19 protein-coding genes, 3 tRNA genes and 1 pseudogene are annotated in these 17,571 nt (G+C 66.7%); 20 read left to right on the top strand and 3 right to left on the bottom strand.

Going from position 1 to position 17,571, the window contains the following annotated elements; all coding sequences use genetic code 11:
- Positions 1-81: 81 nt before the first annotated feature.
- Together AC5P09_RS07290 and AC5P09_RS07295 are read right to left on the bottom strand one after the other, a co-directional pair.
- Positions 82-1,483: pseudogene (locus AC5P09_RS07290) on the bottom strand (MFS transporter).
- A 98-nt stretch (positions 1,484-1,581) separates the two neighbouring features.
- Complete coding sequence (locus tag AC5P09_RS07295) at positions 1,582-2,187, bottom strand: hypothetical protein (protein WP_493873011.1); 606 nt, start codon at positions 2,185-2,187, stop codon at positions 1,582-1,584.
- A 200-nt stretch (positions 2,188-2,387) separates the two neighbouring features.
- Between AC5P09_RS07295 and npdG the strand changes: the two genes are divergently transcribed.
- The 6 genes from npdG to AC5P09_RS07325 all read left to right on the top strand — a co-directional run bounded on the left by npdG (position 2,388) and on the right by AC5P09_RS07325 (position 6,872).
- Entirely contained in the window at positions 2,388-3,092 is a 705-nt protein-coding gene (gene npdG / locus AC5P09_RS07300) for an NADPH-dependent F420 reductase (protein ID WP_406492405.1), read from the top strand.
- 71 nt (positions 3,093-3,163) lie between these two features.
- Positions 3,164-3,409: a hypothetical protein gene (locus tag AC5P09_RS07305; RefSeq protein ID WP_493873012.1), complete on the top strand. Its 246-nt coding sequence runs from the start codon at positions 3,164-3,166 to the stop codon at positions 3,407-3,409.
- Positions 3,410-3,561: 152 nt separating this feature from the next.
- Positions 3,562-5,193 carry a recombinase family protein gene (locus AC5P09_RS07310; RefSeq protein ID WP_493873013.1) on the top strand — a complete coding sequence of 544 codons (1,632 nt, stop codon included), beginning with the start codon at positions 3,562-3,564 and terminating at the stop codon, positions 5,191-5,193.
- A gap of 1,113 nt (positions 5,194-6,306) precedes the next feature.
- A tRNA-OTHER gene (locus tag AC5P09_RS07315) sits at positions 6,307-6,417 on the top strand.
- A 182-nt stretch (positions 6,418-6,599) separates the two neighbouring features.
- Positions 6,600-6,676 (top strand) — tRNA-Thr (locus AC5P09_RS07320).
- 122 nt (positions 6,677-6,798) lie between these two features.
- Positions 6,799-6,872 (top strand) — tRNA-Pro (locus AC5P09_RS07325).
- Between the two features lie 46 nt (positions 6,873-6,918).
- On the opposite strand, the gene AC5P09_RS07330 is transcribed toward AC5P09_RS07325, so the two are convergent.
- Entirely contained in the window at positions 6,919-7,122 is a 204-nt protein-coding gene (locus tag AC5P09_RS07330) for a hypothetical protein (protein WP_493873014.1), read from the bottom strand.
- Positions 7,123-7,811: 689 nt separating this feature from the next.
- Between AC5P09_RS07330 and AC5P09_RS07335 the strand changes: the two genes are divergently transcribed.
- From AC5P09_RS07335 to AC5P09_RS07400, 14 genes are all read left to right on the top strand, one after another.
- Positions 7,812-8,054 (top strand): hypothetical protein, encoded by a 243-nt coding sequence (locus tag AC5P09_RS07335; protein ID WP_493873015.1) that lies wholly within the window; start codon positions 7,812-7,814, stop codon positions 8,052-8,054.
- 285 nt (positions 8,055-8,339) lie between these two features.
- Complete coding sequence (locus AC5P09_RS07340; RefSeq protein ID WP_493873301.1) at positions 8,340-8,924, top strand: bifunctional DNA primase/polymerase; 585 nt, start codon at positions 8,340-8,342, stop codon at positions 8,922-8,924.
- Positions 8,925-8,968: 44 nt separating this feature from the next.
- Positions 8,969-9,262 (top strand): hypothetical protein, encoded by a 294-nt coding sequence (locus AC5P09_RS07345; protein ID WP_493873016.1) that lies wholly within the window; start codon positions 8,969-8,971, stop codon positions 9,260-9,262.
- Positions 9,262-9,708, top strand: coding sequence for a phage terminase small subunit (locus tag AC5P09_RS07350; protein ID WP_493873017.1), 447 nt, complete (start codon positions 9,262-9,264; stop codon positions 9,706-9,708). Before AC5P09_RS07345 ends, AC5P09_RS07350 begins: the two co-directional genes overlap by 1 nt.
- 65 nt (positions 9,709-9,773) lie before the next feature.
- Complete coding sequence (locus AC5P09_RS07355; protein ID WP_493873018.1) at positions 9,774-11,429, top strand: terminase large subunit domain-containing protein; 1,656 nt, start codon at positions 9,774-9,776, stop codon at positions 11,427-11,429.
- Between the two features lie 12 nt (positions 11,430-11,441).
- The gene (locus AC5P09_RS07360) at positions 11,442-12,959 is read left to right on the top strand and encodes a phage portal protein (RefSeq protein ID WP_493873019.1); all 1,518 of its coding nucleotides are present in this window, start codon (positions 11,442-11,444) and stop codon (positions 12,957-12,959) included.
- A complete protein-coding gene (locus AC5P09_RS07365; RefSeq protein ID WP_493873020.1) occupies positions 12,940-13,749 on the top strand; it encodes a hypothetical protein in 810 nt (269 codons plus the stop codon). The genes AC5P09_RS07360 and AC5P09_RS07365 overlap by 20 nt, the downstream gene beginning before the upstream one ends.
- A 42-nt stretch (positions 13,750-13,791) precedes the next feature.
- On the top strand, positions 13,792-14,427 hold the full coding sequence (locus AC5P09_RS07370; RefSeq protein WP_493873021.1) for a hypothetical protein: 636 nt from the start codon (positions 13,792-13,794) through the stop codon (positions 14,425-14,427).
- A 23-nt stretch (positions 14,428-14,450) separates the two neighbouring features.
- The gene (locus AC5P09_RS07375) at positions 14,451-14,846 is read left to right on the top strand and encodes a head decoration protein (RefSeq protein ID WP_493873022.1); all 396 of its coding nucleotides are present in this window, start codon (positions 14,451-14,453) and stop codon (positions 14,844-14,846) included.
- A gap of 10 nt (positions 14,847-14,856) precedes the next feature.
- A complete protein-coding gene (locus AC5P09_RS07380) occupies positions 14,857-15,879 on the top strand; it encodes a major capsid protein (protein ID WP_493873023.1) in 1,023 nt (340 codons plus the stop codon).
- Between the two features lie 237 nt (positions 15,880-16,116).
- Positions 16,117-16,497 carry a hypothetical protein gene (locus tag AC5P09_RS07385; RefSeq protein WP_493873024.1) on the top strand — a complete coding sequence of 127 codons (381 nt, stop codon included), beginning with the start codon at positions 16,117-16,119 and terminating at the stop codon, positions 16,495-16,497.
- On the top strand, positions 16,494-16,847 hold the full coding sequence (locus AC5P09_RS07390) for a hypothetical protein (protein ID WP_493873025.1): 354 nt from the start codon (positions 16,494-16,496) through the stop codon (positions 16,845-16,847). Before AC5P09_RS07385 ends, AC5P09_RS07390 begins: the two co-directional genes overlap by 4 nt.
- Complete coding sequence (locus AC5P09_RS07395; RefSeq protein ID WP_493873026.1) at positions 16,844-17,209, top strand: hypothetical protein; 366 nt, start codon at positions 16,844-16,846, stop codon at positions 17,207-17,209. The genes AC5P09_RS07390 and AC5P09_RS07395 overlap by 4 nt, the downstream gene beginning before the upstream one ends.
- Positions 17,202-17,567, top strand: a complete 366-nt coding sequence (locus AC5P09_RS07400) for a hypothetical protein (protein WP_493873027.1) — start codon at positions 17,202-17,204, stop codon at positions 17,565-17,567. Before AC5P09_RS07395 ends, AC5P09_RS07400 begins: the two co-directional genes overlap by 8 nt.
- The last annotated feature ends 4 nt before the right edge of the window (positions 17,568-17,571 follow it).

Below are 17,571 nucleotides of genomic sequence, written 5' to 3' on the forward strand. Positions count from 1 at the left end.
GCCACACCCAGCGCCCCTGGGTGAGCCAACCCTACGAATGGCTCGCTCATCCCGATGAACAACGTAGGGACGACTGACCGATCACGCTTCGACGGGTGCGGCTGCCGCGCGCTGTTCGCGCAGCCGCACCGCGTGCTCGTTCGTCCGCACGTCGTACGTCATCAGCTTCGGCAGGCACAGCGCCAGCAGCCCCACCGCGCCCACGCACAGCAGCCCGCCCGACCAGACCGACGTCCGCACTCCCAGCCAGGCCGCGAAACCACCGGACCGCATCTGACCCACCGTCGGTCCGACCGAGTACGACAGCAGCTCGATCCCGGCGAGCCGCCCGCGCAGCTCGTCCGGGATCGTCTGGTTCCACATGGCCCCGCGGAAGATGCCGCTCACCATGTCGGCGCCGCCGGCCAGGGTCAGGAACAGCAGCACCAGCCATACGTCACCGACGAGCCCGGCCCCCGCGATGGCCAGGCCCCACAGCGCGGCCGCCAGCACCACCATCCGCCCGTGCCGCCGGATCCGCGAGGTCCAGCCGCTGGTCAGGCTCACCAGCATCGCTCCGGCCGGGACAGTGGCGTACTCCCCCATAGCCTCAAGGGCATGGGGGGACCCCCACGGCCCAGCGACCACTCGGCGTCCAACTCGTCCGCGAGGAACGGCAGCACGGCCAGCGGCATCGCCAGGAACATCGCGGCGAGATCGACGACGTAGGTGCCGAGGAGCTCCTTGCGGCTCCAGGCGTACCGGGCGCCCTCGGCGATGGCCTTCAGCGACGGCTTCGCCGCCTCGTGGGAGGCGGGGGAGGCGGCGATACGGACCACCAGGGCCACGGAGACGACGAAGGTGACGAGGTCGGCGCCGTACGCCCAGCCGAGACCCGCGTAGGCGACCACCACACCCGCCAGCGCCGGGCCCGCGACCCCGCCGACCGTCCAGCGCAGGGCGTTCAGGGAGCCCGCCGCCGTGAGGTGCTCGTGGGCCACGATCCGCGGCCACAGTGAGTCGAGCGCGGGCCGCTGCACGGAGACGAGGGCGGAGGAGAGGGCGGCGACGACGTACAGCGGCCAGAGGGCCGGGCCCGGCAGCAGGGCGTTCACCAGCAGCACCGCGCTGAGCAGCCCCTGCCCGGCCTCCGTCCACATGATCAGCTTCCGCTTGTCCCACGCGTCCGCAAGCTCCCCCATAGCCTTAAGGGCATGGGGGGACCCCCATCGCCGTACAGCCCGAACACCACCAGCGGCACCAGCTCCACGGCCCCGATGGCCCCCACCGCCGCAGCCGACCCGGTCAGCTCCTTCACCTGCACCGGCAGCGCGACGAAGGTGAGGAAACTCCCGAAGTTCGAGATCAGCCCCGAGTACCACAGCCGCCGGAAGTCACGGGAGGTCCGCCAGGGGGCGAGATCGGGGAGGAGGGCGCGAAGGCCGGAGGGCGGGGCGTCGGCGGGGGAGTGGGGTGTGGGGGGCTCGGCGGCGTCGTCCGTCATGAGGCGTCATGGTCGGGTGCGGGGTGATGCCGGGCAACTGCTTTTCGCACGAGCGTCTTTGGAGCGAGGCAGAGGGGTGGGTCGGTGGGCGGGGAAGGTCACCAGCGGGCAGGGGGCGGTGCCGTCAGTGCGTCCGCCAGCCTGGACAGCCTGTCCCGGAAACGCCGGCGCCCCCGTGAGGGAGACGGCAGCGCGTTCTCGCCGGCCGCCGCGCTCACCAGGTGCTGCACGCTGTCCAGATCCAGTTCCGCCCCGTCCGGCACGGTCAGAGACTCGTGGGCCATGGCCGTGAGTTCGGCCCCGCCGTCGCCCAGCGCCAGCACCGTCGCCCCGGCCCGCCGGGCGTCGTGCACCCGCTCCAGCAGCGGAGCGCCCGGTCCCCGGGGCGAGACGACCAGCAGCGTCTCGCCGCGCCGCGCGGCGGCCAACCGCCCCGGCCCGACCGACAGATGCGCGGGGTCGGACGGGCGCGCGTCGTGCCGTACGAGGGTCGGGGCGAGCTCCGGCGTCCCCGACCACGCGGCCTCGTCCACCAGGTGGGCCGCGAGATGCCATGGCTCGTACTCCGCCGTGCCGACGAGCAGCAGTCCGCCGCCGTACGACACCACGGACCCCCGCAGCGCCCCCGCGAACCGGCGCGTCGCCCCCAACCACTCGGTTCCGGCGAGCACTTCGCGCAGCAATGCGACCCGTACGGCATCCATGTGACCGAATCCTGCCTCAACCGGTGCCTCACCGGCAGCGGTTCGGCCTGAATTCGCCCCACTTGGGCAAGGGGCAGGGCAGCTGCCCGGCGGGTGGGCTCCCATGACGTCGGCCGCGCTCCCTCGTGAGCGTCGGTACGTACCTGTGAAGCGGCTCACCCGGCCCCTCACCGTGGGCAATGCGGACGTAAAGTCGGCCCATGACCTCTACCGACAGTGCACAGAAGGCCCCTGCCAAGGACCCCTGGGACCTGCCCGACGTCTCCGGGCTGGTCGTCGGCGTGCTGGGGGGCACCGGCCCGCAGGGCAAGGGCCTCGCCTACCGGCTCGCCAGGGCCGGGCAGAAGGTGATCATCGGCTCGCGCGCCGCGGACCGTGCCCAGGCCGCCGCCGAGGAGCTCGGGCACGGCGTCGAGGGTGCCGACAACGCGGAGACGGCCCGGCGCAGCGACATCGTGATCGTCGCCGTGCCGTGGGAGGGGCACGGCAAGACCCTGGAGTCGCTGCGCGAGGAACTGGCGGGCAAGCTCGTCGTGGACTGCGTCAACCCGCTCGGCTTCGACAAGAAGGGCGCGTACGCGCTGAAACCGGAGGAGGGCAGCGCCGCCGAGCAGGCCGCCGCGCTGTTGCCGGACTCGCGGGTGACGGCCGCCTTCCACCACCTGTCGGCGGTCCTCCTCCAGGACCCGGAGGTCGAGGAGATCGACACCGACGTGATGGTCCTGGGCGAGGTACGCGACGACGTGGAGATCGTCCAGGCGCTGGCCGGCCGCATCCCCGGCATGCGCGGCATCTTCTCCGGGCGCCTGCGCAACGCCCACCAGGTCGAGTCGCTGGTCGCCAACCTGATCTCCGTGAACCGCCGCTACAAGGCGCACGCGGGACTCCGTATCACCGACGTGTGAGCGGCGACGTGTGAGCGGATGAGCGCATGGGGGACACTGTTCGGCGAAGCAATACAGCAAGCAGCCGCAGCATGCAGCAGTACAGCAAGCAGCAGTACAGCAAGCAGTGCAGTGTCCCCCGACAGGAGAACCACCCCATGCCCCGCCTCGCCCTCTACGCCCTCGTCGTCTGCCTCCTCGCCGTGGCCGCGGCGGTCGTCTCCTTCGTCCAGGGCGACTTTCTGGGGATCGTCTGGGTGCTGCTCGCGGGGCTGTCGTCCAACATGTGCTGGTACTACGTGAAGCGCGAGAAGGTCCGCAAGTCCGTCACTGGCTGACCTGGCAGAACTCGTTCGTGCCCTGCCAGAAGCGGTACAGCTCCTGACCGCAGTACGTGCGCAACCACGAACTCTGTGAAGTACTCTGGTGGTTCCTGGAGGGGGACCCCATGGCTCAGCCCTTGCGCGGACTACGCGCGATCCGTCTGTCCGTGCTCACCGACTCGTCAACGAGCGTCGAGCGGCAGAGGGAGGCCGACAACAAGTCGGCCGCAGCACTCAACATCGAGTTCGGTGAAGGCGACAGTCTTCGAGAGGCCGTCGACCTAGATATTTCGGCTCTCAAGTTCAGCCCCTTCAACCGCCCTCAGTTGGGAAAGTGGCTTGCGCGTCCCGACGAATACGACGCAATTGTGTGGTGGCGCTTTGACCGCGCCATTGCGTCGATGTCGGATATGCATGATCTCGCCAAGTGGGCGAAAGAGCACCGGAAGATGCTCGTCTTTGACGAGGGCGTAGGAAACGCCGGGCGGCTCATCTTCGACTTCCGCAACCCCATGGATCCCATGGCGGAACTGATGATGATGCTCTTTGCGTTCGCCGCTCAGGTGGAGCGAGTCAGCACCAAAGAGCGAGTGACCGGCGCTCACGCGGCTATCCGGCAAATGACGAACCGGTGGAAGGGTGGCCGTCCGCCATACGGCTACGAGCCTCACCGACTTGAGGGCGGAGGCTGGACGCTCAAGCCCGACGAATACGCGGTCAAGGTGATTCAGCGAATCATCCGTGACTTGAAGGGGGGCGGAAGCTCCGAGGGGAAAGGCAAGTCTCCTACTGCCATTGCGATCGAGCTGACGTCGGAGGGGATCCTCACGCCCCGCCGGTACTGGGCGCAGAAGCGTGCCGAACTACGCGCGGCTCAGACAGCGACGTCAGCAGACGAGGAACTGACGGACGAGGCAGCCGAGGAGGAGACCGCGGAGGAGCCTGTCAGCGCTCGACGAGGGTGGACCGGCGCCATCATCAAGGGCATGCTGACGGACCACGCCATGTTGGGGTGGAAGACCTACAAGGGTCAGGTAGTGCGCAAGACGCAGACCGGCGTCCCAGTGCCCTTCACTGACGAGCCGATCCTTACGCGTACCGAGTTCGACCACATATCCGCGCTCTTCGGCGAGCGGGCCCGTCAGCCCGTCGAGCGAAAGGACACGAACGCTTCCCTTCTTGGTGTCCTTCTGTGCGACGGATGCGGCGGGAAGATGTACCTCCAGCGACGCGCGAAGGCGCAGAACTATGTGTGCCAGGGGTTCAGTCCAGGTAACCAGTGCCCGGCGCCCTCATCGCTGAAGCAAGCATGGGCGGAGGAGTACACCGAACGGAAGTTCCTCCGGAGGCTCGGAGGCGTGCGCGTGCTCGAACACGTCACGATCCCTGGCTATGACCCCGGTCCGGAGATCGAAGAGACGGACACGGAGTTTAAGGCGCACTTGGCGGAGCGTGGCAAGCAGAAGTCCCGCGCAGGCATCGCGGCATGGCAAGAACTCCATGACGCCCTCGACGCCCGCCTAGCGGAGCTGGAGACACGCCCCAAGACGGAGGCGCAGACCATCGTCAAGGAGCAGTCCGCGACCTACGCACAGATGTGGGACGCCGGCGACGACCTGGAGCGGCGCGCGCTCCTCCTGGACTGCGGCGTCGTCGTACGCGTGAAGCGGGGAACGCGCGGGGGGTGGCGCTCGCTCGACGAGTCGAGGATGTCGTTCGACGTCACGGCGGAGTTCTTCGCGGACGCTGCGGGGGAGCTGGAGGCCATCGCCGACGAGGAGACGGACGTCAACAGGTAACGAGCACATAACACTCACGGGAGCCCTGGGCACACCTCCAGGGCTCCCGATGTCTCCTCGCCCTCCGTCGGCCCCTCGCCCACGTCGAGCAGCATCCCGCTTATCCACAGGCTTCTGTGGATAACTCCAGAGGGTCACGGGAATCTGACCACTTCTCACTGACCGTAGCTATGTTGGCCGTTCTGCGGTCCAACTGGCCAAACTAACCCCTATTTCTAACTCTCTCTAACACGCGTTAAGAGGAAAGGAAAATAGGGGGTTAGTTTGGCAGTTTGCGTCAAGCCTGTCGGAGGCGGGCGACGACCCATGCGCGACCAACCGACGCCCCATTACGTAAGTAGGAGGGGGAGGACGTGGCGAGCGCCGACGAGTAGCGCGGCGCCCCGCTCCCCCTCAGCCGACGTCGCTCCTGTGCTCCCCTGCACTCTCCTCCAGGGGTGCAGCACGGTTGAGCGACGTCGGCTCTGAACCAAACATTTGACCTCCAGCGCCCCATAACTAGATCAGGAGCGGCAGCCGTCGCCTCTGGGTTCTGGGGAGGCTTCATGGATGTGCCCGACGTCATCCGACCATCGTGCAAAGACCCGGACTGCCGGGAAGACGCCGTCATAGCCGGCTGGTGTCCCGGGCACGCCATAGGGCGGTATCGGCGCCAGGCCGTACGGCCAACGCCCTTCCGGTACCTGAGCGGACGGACGAGGCGTGCGATGGAGCGTCGCGACCGAGAGTCGCAGTAGATTTCCCACCGGGCGATCCCGGTGGACGAGGACGTCAGCGCGGTGTGTCGGCTATTGGTGCGGCCGACGGGGACGCAATCCCCAACCTGCGAGGGTGCCGGTTCGATTCCGGACCGCTGACGTCCGTGGATGGAGTGGCGAGCGTAGTCCCGTTCGATTCGGGGCGTCCGTCTGGCGACGGTGTGGGGTTCGATTCCCCTTGACCATGGTGGCGAAAAGGTAGGGCCGCAGTGCCCGATGATCCGCGCAGGTCGGTTCGACTCCGGCCCCATTCACTGACGAGACACAGCCCGACGCCTAGCGTGCGGCGGGTGTTGGCAGCCCTGAATCGTGGGTGGCTGTGTCTCGTGGGAGTGCTCGCACAGCACTCCTGGTAGGTCGCGTGGTGTAGAGGCCGAGCACGCCCCACACAGCAGGGATCGAGTCCCGCCCTTCGGGGCAAGTGGCCACGTCTGGGGAAACGCCGGTTCAAATCCGGTCGCGACTACGTCAGGAACGGCACCGGGTTGCGTATAGCGGTCGGGGTGCCCACGGGCAGGGGTGATGTGGTTCGCCTGCCCACGACGAGCCGGAGCGGTAGTTCAGCCCGGTAGAACACCCCTCCACACCCGTGCGGTCACTGGAGGGCACTGTCGCGGGTTCAAATCCCGTCCGCGACGGCTCGTCGCTGCCTCCGTAGCTCAGTTGGTCAGAGCGCTGCTCTCGTAAAGCAGAGGTCGCGCGTTCGACTCGCGCCGGGGGCTCCAGTGCCGGGCGGAGGCACAGGACGCAGGACGCAGGTAAGGGAGTGGCCGCCTGAAACCGTCCGCAAGCCGTAAGGCCAGACCGGGCCCAACACCACTCGGGCGCCGCTGGCAGGCACCGTCAACGGGACGTAGCTCAGCTTGGTAGAGCACTCGCTTTGGGAGCGAGCGGTCGTGCGTTCAACTCGCACCGTCCCGACAGACCAGCCCCGCCCCGGAGGAGCGTTCCCGGAGAGCGGGGCTGCCTACGTTCTGGAGTTCGGATCACCATCGACGGCGAGGAACGTCATGACGACGTCCCGCACGTCACCATCCCGAGTCTCCTTCGTGCCCTCCAGTCGCCAACCTGCGGCCTCGATGCCCGCGATGTAGTCAGCCTGACGCATCATCGGACCCTCGAAGCGGATGCGGCGGACGTGCGTGACGTCGCCACGTCGACGTGCCTTCAAGGCAGCCCTGTCTACACCGCGCGGGCCTCGGCTCCACAAGCGCCCCAGGAATCGCATGCAGCACGCGTAACCGGGGTCGGTGACGTCAAACCGGCACGGCCCTGAATGTGCACGTCCAGTACTGCTGTGTGAAACCAGCCTGGACCTTCGATCCTTCGGTCTGTTGCTCCAGCTTCCACCCGGACGCCTCAATCCTGTTGATGGCCATCCCTAGCCCGCCGTCTACGCGGCCAGGTATGGCGTGGATGACGCGTGTGTAGACCTGATCCCCGCGCTTGTACGCCTTCTCTGCGTGCCTGTCGGTCGACGTGGACCGTCCCCCAAATATCCCCATGGCCGAACAGAGTAGCGGGAGGTGACGTCACGTGGCGTGGCACGGCAGCACACGGCGCACGCGCCTTCCCCGCAACTGGCCTTCCCTGCGTCGCCGTGTCCTGCACAGGGACAAGCACGTGTGTCAGATGCCCTTCTCTGACGGGCGCCTGTGTGGGGCAGAGGCTACGGATGTGGACCACATAGAGGCTGGTGATGACCACAGCATGGGGAACTTGAGGGCACTGTGTGGGTGGTGCCACGCACGTAAGAGCGCCAGTGAGGGCGGCAGAGCAGCGGCTCTCACGCGCGTGCGTATGGACAGACCCAAGCCCATCCATCCTGCCCTGGAGGACTAGCCCATGAGTGGTGCACACGTGGTGCTGGAGGAGGCAGGAGACACGGGAGCAGACGGACTGATACCGACGCGAGCGATAGTCAACGGTGTTGACGTCGGAACGCTGTTGAGTGCGCCGAAGATCGAGGTCGGAGATAGCGGGCCGGGCAAGGTCACGACGATCACGCTCGTCCTCGTCCCGAGTCGCTTGGAGATCCGAGGAGAGCTCGCCGACGGTGAGCGTCGAGAGTCCCGCGCCGGCTTCGCTGCCAAGATCGAATGACCATGATCACCAGGGGGGTGATCCCCTCCGGACGATCTAGAAGACCGTAAAGGTGCTGGGTCTCGCGCTCTGTACGGGTCTGGGGATCCAAATAGTCACACTTCCGCCCCCTGTGCTGGTCGGCCGTCAGGCGCCCACACAGGGCTTCCTAGGGGTATCTGGGGGTGCCGCGGAGGGTGAAAGCGTGACTCGCCGGCCGCATCATTCAACTACGTTTCCGCAGGTGAGGGGGTTGAAAGTGTGACCGGCCGCATCTATGATAGAGACGTGCCCAAGACTTGCGAGATGTGCCCGAACGAGCTGCCGATCATGGCCCGCTCGCACACGCGCACGTGCTCGCCCCGGTGCCGTAAGGCGCTATCCCGCGCGACGGCGAAGGCTGCGCGCTCGCTCCCGCTGGAGCTGACGTCCCGCGACAGGTGGGTGCGTCGAGCCGGCGACAAGAGGCCGTTGACGACTACCGGCAGGGCAGCGTCAAGCACGGATCCTCGAACCTGGAGCACCTACAAGAACGCCGCGGAATCCGTGGCGGGCGTCGGTCTGGGCTTCGTCCTTTCCGACGTCGACGACGTGGTCTGTATCGACCTGGACCACTGCTTGAATCCGCTTACCGGGCGTCTCGCCCCGTGGGCTGCTGCCGTCGTTCGCGACGCGGGCGCCACCTACGTAGAGGTGTCCCCGTCCGGCGACGGACTGCACATCTGGGGCCGCGCTGACGTCCGACAGGGACGGCGCATCCGACGCCCCGACGGAACGGCCGTAGAGATCTACGGAACCGGCCGGTACATCGCAATGACGGGTCGCCGACATGGCTCTTGCCCGTCCATCCTCGCGGACCTCTCCGCGGTGGTTTCCAAGCTGACGGCGTAGCTCCCGACATGGGCGGCGTTGCCGTTCATACCCGGGAGGTACCCATGACGCCGAGTGTCGGGCGCATCGTCCACTACGTCAGTTACGGCACGCCCGGCGGCGAGTACGCCTCACAGTGTCGTGCAGCCATCGTTACTGAGGTTCCCGAGTTCCTGGAGGATGAGCCGTTCGACGGCTGCCCCAACGGCACTGACGGGCGATGGCTCCTTGGTCTGGCAGTGCTGAACCCGTCGGGGATGTTCTTCAATCGAGCCACCTACGACGAGTGGGACGGTAATGACAGAGTCCCAGGAGCAGAGCCTCAGGGCGGCTCCTGGCACTGGCCGGAGCGTGCCTGATGGCCGGCCGCGGACCCGCTCCGAAGGACCCTGCGAAGCGGCGCAGGCGCAACGCCACCGACCCCGAGACCGTCATCGTCAACGACGGTGAACTCCGCGGCCCTGAGCTGCCGGAGGGCGTACTCCCGGGTGACGAAGAGTGGCACGAGATGACCGTGCGCTGGTGGCACACCTGGCGCGTTTCTCCGATGGCCGCGAGCTTCCTTGAGACCGACTGGGCGTTCCTCCTCGACGCTGCTCTCATGCACCACACGGCCTGGACAAAAGGCAAGTGGGAGTTCCTCTCCGAGGTGCGCATGAGAAGCGCGAAATTCGGCGCTACGCCGGAGGACAGGGCCCGTCTGAAGCTCAAGGTCGACGAGCCCACAGGAGGCCGCCAGACGCCCGTACAGCGCCCCGACGGGGTAACTGACATCAACTCGCGCAGAGCGCGTCTCACAGGCTAGGAGACCGCGTGCCGCACGTCACCGTGCGCGCCCCCGGTCACGATCGCTCCCGCTCTCTTGGGTGGATGGCGGTCGCATGGATGGAGTACTTCGTCGTTCACGGCCCCGGTGACGTCCAAGGCGAACCGGTGCGGCATGGCGACGAGTACACAGGTTTCGTTGTGGACTGCTACGCGGTCGACGACCACGCCGGCAAGCTGCTGTACGACTCGGCGTTCTTCTCCCGCCCGAAGGGCTGCGACAAGAGCGGCTTGGGCGCGCGCATCGGCCTCTTCGAGGCGTTCGGCCCCTGCCGCTTCAGCGGTTGGGCTGAAGGCGGGGAGGTCTACCGCGACCCGTGGGGGCTCGGTTTCGAGTACGTCTACGAGCAGGGCGAGCCGATGGGCCGTCCGGTCCGGGTCCCCTATCTCCGCATCATGGCGACGGAGGAGGGGCAGACCGGAAACGTTTTCGACACCATCCATTTCAACCTGACCGACGAGGCGTCGCTTCTCTCGCAAATCCCGGGCGCTGACCCCGGATTGACAAAGATCAACCTTCCCGACGGCGGAGAGATAACGCCGTCGACCGCCTCGTCCTCGTCGAAGGACGGCGGTAAAGAGACGTGGGTCTGTTTCGACGAAACCCACCTTTACAACACCCCCGAACTTCGGCGCATGTACGCGACCGTCACCCGTAACCTCCGCAAGAGGAAAAAGGGCGCCGGGACGTGGTACCTCGAAACGACGACGATGTTCGCCCCAGGGCAAGACTCCGTCGCTGAGCGCACTTACGAGGAAGCCGAAGCCATTCGTGAGGGGAAGAAGAAGCGCGGTCGCGCTCGTCTCCTCTACGACCACCGGTATGGCGTCTGCAAGGACCTCAAGAACGAGGACGAGCTACGCGCGGCCCTTATCGACTCCTACGGCGACGCCATGGAGTGGATGGACCTTGAAACGCTCGTCGACGACTTCTACGACCTGCGTAACGACTCTGCGGACGGTAAGCGCTACTTCCTCAACTCCCGGACCTCCTCCAGTGATTCATGGATGGACTCCGACACATGGGAGATCTGCCGCCGGCCGGAGGAGCTCGCACCCGGTGACCTCGTCACTCTCGGCTTCGACGGCTCCATCCGAGACGACTCCACGGCGTTGTGCGCCGTTCGCGTTTCCGACGGACACCTTCAGCTACTCGGCGTCTGGGAGAAGCCCGAAGGGCACGAGGGTGAAGGGTGGCAAGTCGACCGCGAGGCAGTCGACAACGCCGTTGCTCGGGCCTTCGACCGCTACGAGGTCTGCGGCTTTTACTGCGACCCGCCGCACTGGCAAGACTACGTAGACAAGTGGACGTCGGAGTACAGCGACGTTCTTCAGCTCAGTGCCACGCAGTCCCGTCCGCTGGAATGGTGGACCAACCGCCCGACGGCTATGGAGCACGCGCTAGACCGCTTCGTGGAGGCCGTCGACGACAAGGCGCTCTCGTTCGCCGGGACTGAAAAGGCAGATGACGACGAGTCGGAGTACTCGAAGCTCGGGGCCACGCTCACCCGTCACGTCCTGAACGCTAAGCGTCGGCCAATGGGCCGCAACCACATGGGCATCGGTAAGGAACACCCGAAGTCGCCCAAGAAGATTGACGCCGCGATGGCGGCTGTCCTGGCCTATGAATGCCGCGCCGATGCCGTGGCCGCAGGAATCACAAAGCGCAAGAAGCGATCGTCCAAACTCCATGCCTTCTGAGGGGGTGCGTGAATGCCTGTCGATGCCGAACAGCCGGAGTCCCCGGGATGGTGGCTCAAGAGGCTCGGTAAGAAGCTGCTCGACGAGCGTGACGACTCCCGCGACGACGAGGGCGAAGTCACTCCAGGGCTGAACACCCTCACGAAGTACGCGGAGGGTAAAGCCCCGCTACCTCACGTCCCAGGTATCGACCCGCGCGAGATCGCGGAGTGGATGAAGGACGCGCGGACGAACTGGACGTCGCTCGTCCTGGACTCCCCAGTCGAGCGTCTCGGCGTCGACGGCTTCCGCTTCGGCGGCACCGACGGTGACGAGGACAGCGTCAAGGCCGACGAGGACGCCAACCGCATTTGGCGTGAGAACGGAATGCGTGCTGACTCGGGACTCGTCCACTACGGCGCCCTCTCGCAGCGACGTGCCTTCGTCCTCGTCGAGGAGGGCGACGATGGTCGTCCGGTCCTCACGCACGAGACTCCGCGGCAAGTCGTCGTCGAGCACGAGCAGGGCAATCACCGCCGGCTTGCGGCTGGTCTGAAGCTCTGGCGCGACGATTGGACGGGCAGCACCCGCGCGACGCTGTGGACTCCCGAGCGCATCTACGGCTTCATCACGAAGCGCGAGAACCCTGTATTCGCTCCGCGTGCTGCGGAGCTGAAGGACTGGGACGCCTTCGCGCTTCCGAACACGCGTGAGTCTGAGGTGCTGAACGCGCTGAAGCTCGTCCCCCTCGTTCCCTTCATCAACCGGCGCAACCGTCGGGCGGTCGGGTTCGCGGAGCACGAGGACATACTCAGCGTCCAGAACCGCATCAACCTGTCGCTGATCAACCTGATAGCCGCCATGAAGTACGGCGCCTTCAGGCAGCGGTGGGCCGCAGGTCTGGAGGTCGACGAAGACCCCATCACCGGGAAGAAGCTCCAGCCCTTCCAGCTGGATATCCGGAAGCTCTGGACGACGGAAGACCCTGAGGTCAAGTTCGGCGAGTTCTCCGCAACTGACCTCGTCCCGTACGTCCGCGCCGTCGAGGCTGCGGTACAGGATCTTGCGGCCATCAGCCGCACGCCCCCGCATTACCTCATTGGCGCCGTAGTGAACGTCTCCGGCGACGCTCTGAAGGCTGCGGAGACTGGTCTCGTCGCGAAGGTTCGAGACCGACAGACGGCCTACGGCGAGTCATGGGAAAACGTCATGCGCCTCGCGTTCCGCGTACTGGGCGAGACGGCGAAGGCAGACGCGTTCGACCTGGAGACCGTGTGGCGTGACCCTGAGTCCCGCACCGTCTCCGAACTCGCTGACGCTGCCGTGAAGAAGAGTGCGGCGGGCGTCCCGTGGCGTCAGCGCATGGAAGACATGGGCTACACCCCACAGCAGATTTCCCGCATGGAGATTGACCGTGCGGCGGACGCGATGAACGCGCAGACGGCTACCGACCCCGCGGCTCCTCAGCCGACGAACATTGCCGACGCCCGCGCGGCCCGTGACCAGAGGTCTGTGGTCACGAGGGAGCCCGATGACGCTAACGCGGCTTGACCTCCGCTACGGCACGTCCGTCCGGGGCACCTGGACGAGCGTGTTGGGACGCGTCAACAGATCCTTCACGGGGCTCGGGTCCTGGCGGGACGCTGACGTACGCCGCTTCCGGCGACAGGCGCTCCCCATCATCCTCGCCGGCGAACGCAACATCGCGACCCTGACGGCCTCGTACCTGGAGCAGCTTTACCGCGAGACGGGCCGTGATACCCACAGGGTGTCATTGGACCTCGACTCTGTGACGGGTACAGCCCTACGCGGCGTCGACCCGGAGGAGGTCTATGAGCGTCCGTTCAAAGAGATGTGGACGGCGCTCGGTAAGGGTGCCTCCCTTGACGACGCGCTCAACCAGGGGTCACACCGCCTGGAGACGATCGCGAAAACGGATCTCCAGCTAGCCCGGACGCACACGGTGCGAGAAGTGTCGGCTGACATGCCGCGCTTCAAGTACACCGTCCGCGAGCTTCAGGGCGAGTACGACTGCGCGCTCTGCATGATCGCCTCGACGCAGCGCTACCGCAAGGAAGACCTGGCGCCCATCCACCCCGGCTGTGACTGCCTCGTCAAGACCGTCGAGGCCGACTACGACCCGGGCCAGGTCATCGACGAAGAGCGGCTGGAGCGGATTCACGAACTCGTGGAAGACGCGCTAGGAACCTTCGACCGTGGAGGCCGCGCGGTCGACTACCGAAAACTCATCATCGCCAACGATCACGGCGAGATCGGGCCCGTTCTGGGCTATCGGGGCCAACGCTTCACGGGCCCTGACGACATCAACCTCCCGACCTGACGCCCGCCATGGGCCGACGACTCCCGACAGGGGAAACTCCGCATGCTCCGACGCACTCTTGCGCGCAACCACCTCCTCACGTTCGCCGCTCAGCCCTGGACCCTGTTCGAGGGCGAAGAGGGCGCTGGTGGAGGCGGGGGAGGCGCTTCGACCGTCAACGAGCACGGCTACCCCGAGAACACGAAGGTTGCGGACATGTCCGCGGAGCATCAGGCCGCGTACTGGCGCTACCACTCGAAGAAGTGGGAGACGACCGCGAAGGCCGCTCCTGACACTGCGGAGCTGGAGCGGCTGCGAGCGGCTGAGACGGAGCTGAACACCCGTAAGGCGTCGGAACTGAGCGACACGGAGCGACTCCAGAAGGAGCGCGACGACGCTGCGGCTCTCGCTGCGATCAACGCCGCGACGGCTGCGACTGCGACCGCGGAGCTCCTGAAGCTCAAGGTCATCGGCGAGAAGGAACTGACTCCCGCGCACGCCCCGTTCATCACGGGCACCACGCGCGAGGAGCTGGAGGCCAGTGCGGACGCGCTGAAGGCGCTGGTCCCCGCCGCTGGTAACGGCCAGGTCGACGGCTCCGGAGCGCCACGCTCGGGCGGCAACCGCGGAGGCGACGTCGGCAGCACATCCACCGTGTCCGCGGGCGCAGACCGCTACCGCGCGAAGCACGGCAAGTAACCACCTAACACGGAGGGATCCGTATGGACCTCAGCCTGAAGACTGAGAGCTTTGTTCAGGACCGTCGGGATTGGCTGGGGAGCCAGCACGGTACCGACGCGCCTGTGAGCGTGACGCTCGACGTCACCAAGTTCACGGCGAACACCCACTACCCGGCGGGCTTCATTAAGAGCGGCATTCCGCTTGGCAAGGTGACCGCGACTGGCCTCTATGGGCCGTACGACAACTCGGCCGCTGATGGCCGTGAGACCGCCGTGGGCTTCCTCTTCACGGCGCAGGACGTCAACGCCCGTGCCGTCACGTCGACGAAGGTCGTCGGCTCGATGCTCCTGCACTGCTTCATCCGTGAGGCGAAGCTTCCCGTCACCATCGACGCCGCCGGCAAGGCCGACATCGGCGCCCGCGTCGTCTTCGTCTGAGAGGTAGAGCATGCAGCTCATCACTGAGTACGCCACCCCGGCGGAGCTGACCGGGTACGCCCGTGAGGCCCTGCGGGATCGGGAGGAGAACACCTTCTCCCTGAACCGCTGGCTCCCGAACGACACGATCAACGACCTCGTCTACCGCTTCAACAAGGGTGGCGGGGGCCTCGTCGAGGCGGCCGTGTTCCGCGCGTTCGACGCTGAGTCGGACATCGGTTCCCGGTCGGGCGCCTCGCGCGTGACTGGCGAACTGCCTCCGATCTCGCGGAAGTACCCGCTCGGAGAGTACGACCAGATCAAGATGCGGAACGTCGACTCGCAGGCCGCGGAGATCCGCGACGCCATGGAGGCGGACGCGATCAAGGGCGTCAGCGCCATCGCGGCCCGTGCGGAACTGGCTCGGGGTGACGCCATCTTCAACGCGAGCGTCACGATCAACGAGAACCGCGTGTCGGCCGGCGTCGACTACGGCCGCAACCCGGCGCACAACGTCTCGGCCGCAATCGCGTTCGCCTCGACGGAAACGTCCCTCGCCTACGACTACTTCCAGTCGTGGCTTGACGTCTACAACGACACGAACGGGGAGCTTCCGGCGGTCACGCTGATGTCCCGCAAGATCTACAACCTCCTGCGGCGGAACAAGCAGCTCCGCGACCTGGCATACCGGGGTAACCCGCTCGCTCCGACCGTCCTGACGAAGGACGACCTGGGCAACATCCTGAGCGACTTCGACATTCCGCCGATCACGATCTACGACGCGAAGGTGTCCGTCGACGGCGTAGCCACGCGAGTCACTCCCGAAGACAAGCTCGCCTTCCTGCCCGCGCAGGGTGAGGCGCTCGGCAAGACCCTCTGGGGCGTGCCCGTCGAGGCCAACGACCCACGGTACGGCCTCCAGGGCGACGCTGCCGGCGTGGCTGTCGGCGCCTACAAGTCCGAGGACCCGCAGACCGTATGGACGCGCGCGACCGCGATCGTCCTCCCTGTCGTCGCGGCTCCCGACCTCTCGTTCGTCGCCGACGTCCTCTGACCAGAAACGCGAGGCACTTACGCATGGCAACTCTGGCAACGAACGTCCACGTGACGGACGCAGACGGCGTGAGTCACGTGTTCGGCCCCGCGGACGAGGTCCCGACGTGGGCGGAGCCCCTGATCACGAACCCCAAGGCGTGGGCGGAGGCGCCAACGCAAAACGTTTCCCGCTCCGAGCCCGAGCCTGAGTCGAAGCCCGTAAAGCGCGCGGCGACACGGCGGAAGGCGGCCGGCAGTGGCACTGTTCGAGCCGAGTGAGCTCCGGACGCTGCTTAAGAGGCCGCTCTCTGACGACGAATGCGCGCTGGCCCACTCCCTGACCGAAGACGCGTTCTACGGCGAGGTGGGGGAGCGGCTGACGGACCCGCCACAGCGCGGGGTCAAGTCGGTCGCTCTCATGGTGGCGTCGCGCATTCTGACGAACCCCTCGGGAGTTCGGTCGGAGCAGGCAGGCGGCATGCTCGTGTCCTACGCCGACTCCGAGACGGGCGTGATCCTCTCGGAGGACGAGCGGAAGCGTCTCCGTAGGTCCGTCGGCATGTCGTCCGGCGCCTCGTCCCTGGACATCGCACCCGAGGACGCAACTCCCCCGGTGACGGTCTGGAGGGCGCAGTGAGTCTGATTGCCCAACTCCTGTCAGAGACGCTCATCATCGAGCGTCCAGGGCCGCGGGTCCGGGACTCCACTGGCTCCTACGTTCCCGGTCCGCCTGTTCAGATCACCGTGGAGCACTGCGGGATCGTGAGCCCTTACGGGGTCACGGTCGGCAGCTCCTCGGAGACGCAGGACGCGTCGATGACCGTCGAGTCGAGGCGCGTGCTCGCCGCCCCGCTCGGCACTGACGTCCGGCCGACGGATCGCATCCTTCGCGGCGCGGAGAAGTGGGAGGTTGTCGGGGAACCGCTGATCTTCCCCCTGACGTCGCTCGCGCGCGTCGAGGCGTACGTGAAGCGGGTGACGGGATGACGACCTTCCGCTCCAAGTACACCGGCCGGTACTCCGGTATCGGCAAGCTCTTCCAGCGTCCCGGAATCCAGCGCGCGTGCCGCAAGGCAGCCGTCGAGATGAAGGGCATCACTGAGTCCCTCTCGCCCGTGGGCAACCCCGCGGATGGCGATCAGCATCCGGGGCTCTACAAGGAGTCCTTCGACGTCCTTCCGCTCTGGAAGAACGTACCGTTCCGGGGCAACCCACGCATGCGCGCAGGTGCTCGGCTGGTCAACACCGCTCCGCACGCGTGGCGCGTGGAGAAGGGCGACGGACGGGTCCCGCGATACGCCGTCATGCAACGCGCCATAGACACGATGAAGGCGGGAAACAGTGCCTGACATCGAGACCGTGCTTGCGCCGTGGGCTGAGGCGACAACCGGCGCTTTCAGCGCGTCCGAAACGCCTGACGACCTGGAGGCGCTCCTCCCCGTCATCCGCATCGAGCGGGGCGGGGGAGCTGACGAGATGTTCAGCGTACACCCCCGGGTGTACGTCGACGTCTTCGCCGCCACGGCCGACGAGGCACGAACCCTAGCGAACGTCCTCCGTGACGCGCTCCTCGCCCTCCGCGGCCCCGTGAACGGCGCTGTGATCCGGCACGTCCGATGCGACTCCGGCCCATCTCGGCAGCCATGGGTAAATCCGGCGATCCACCGTCGCGGAGCCACGTACACCGTGAGCCTCCGGGACGCGTAAACCA

Source organism: Streptomyces sp. a15 (assembly GCF_059026085.1).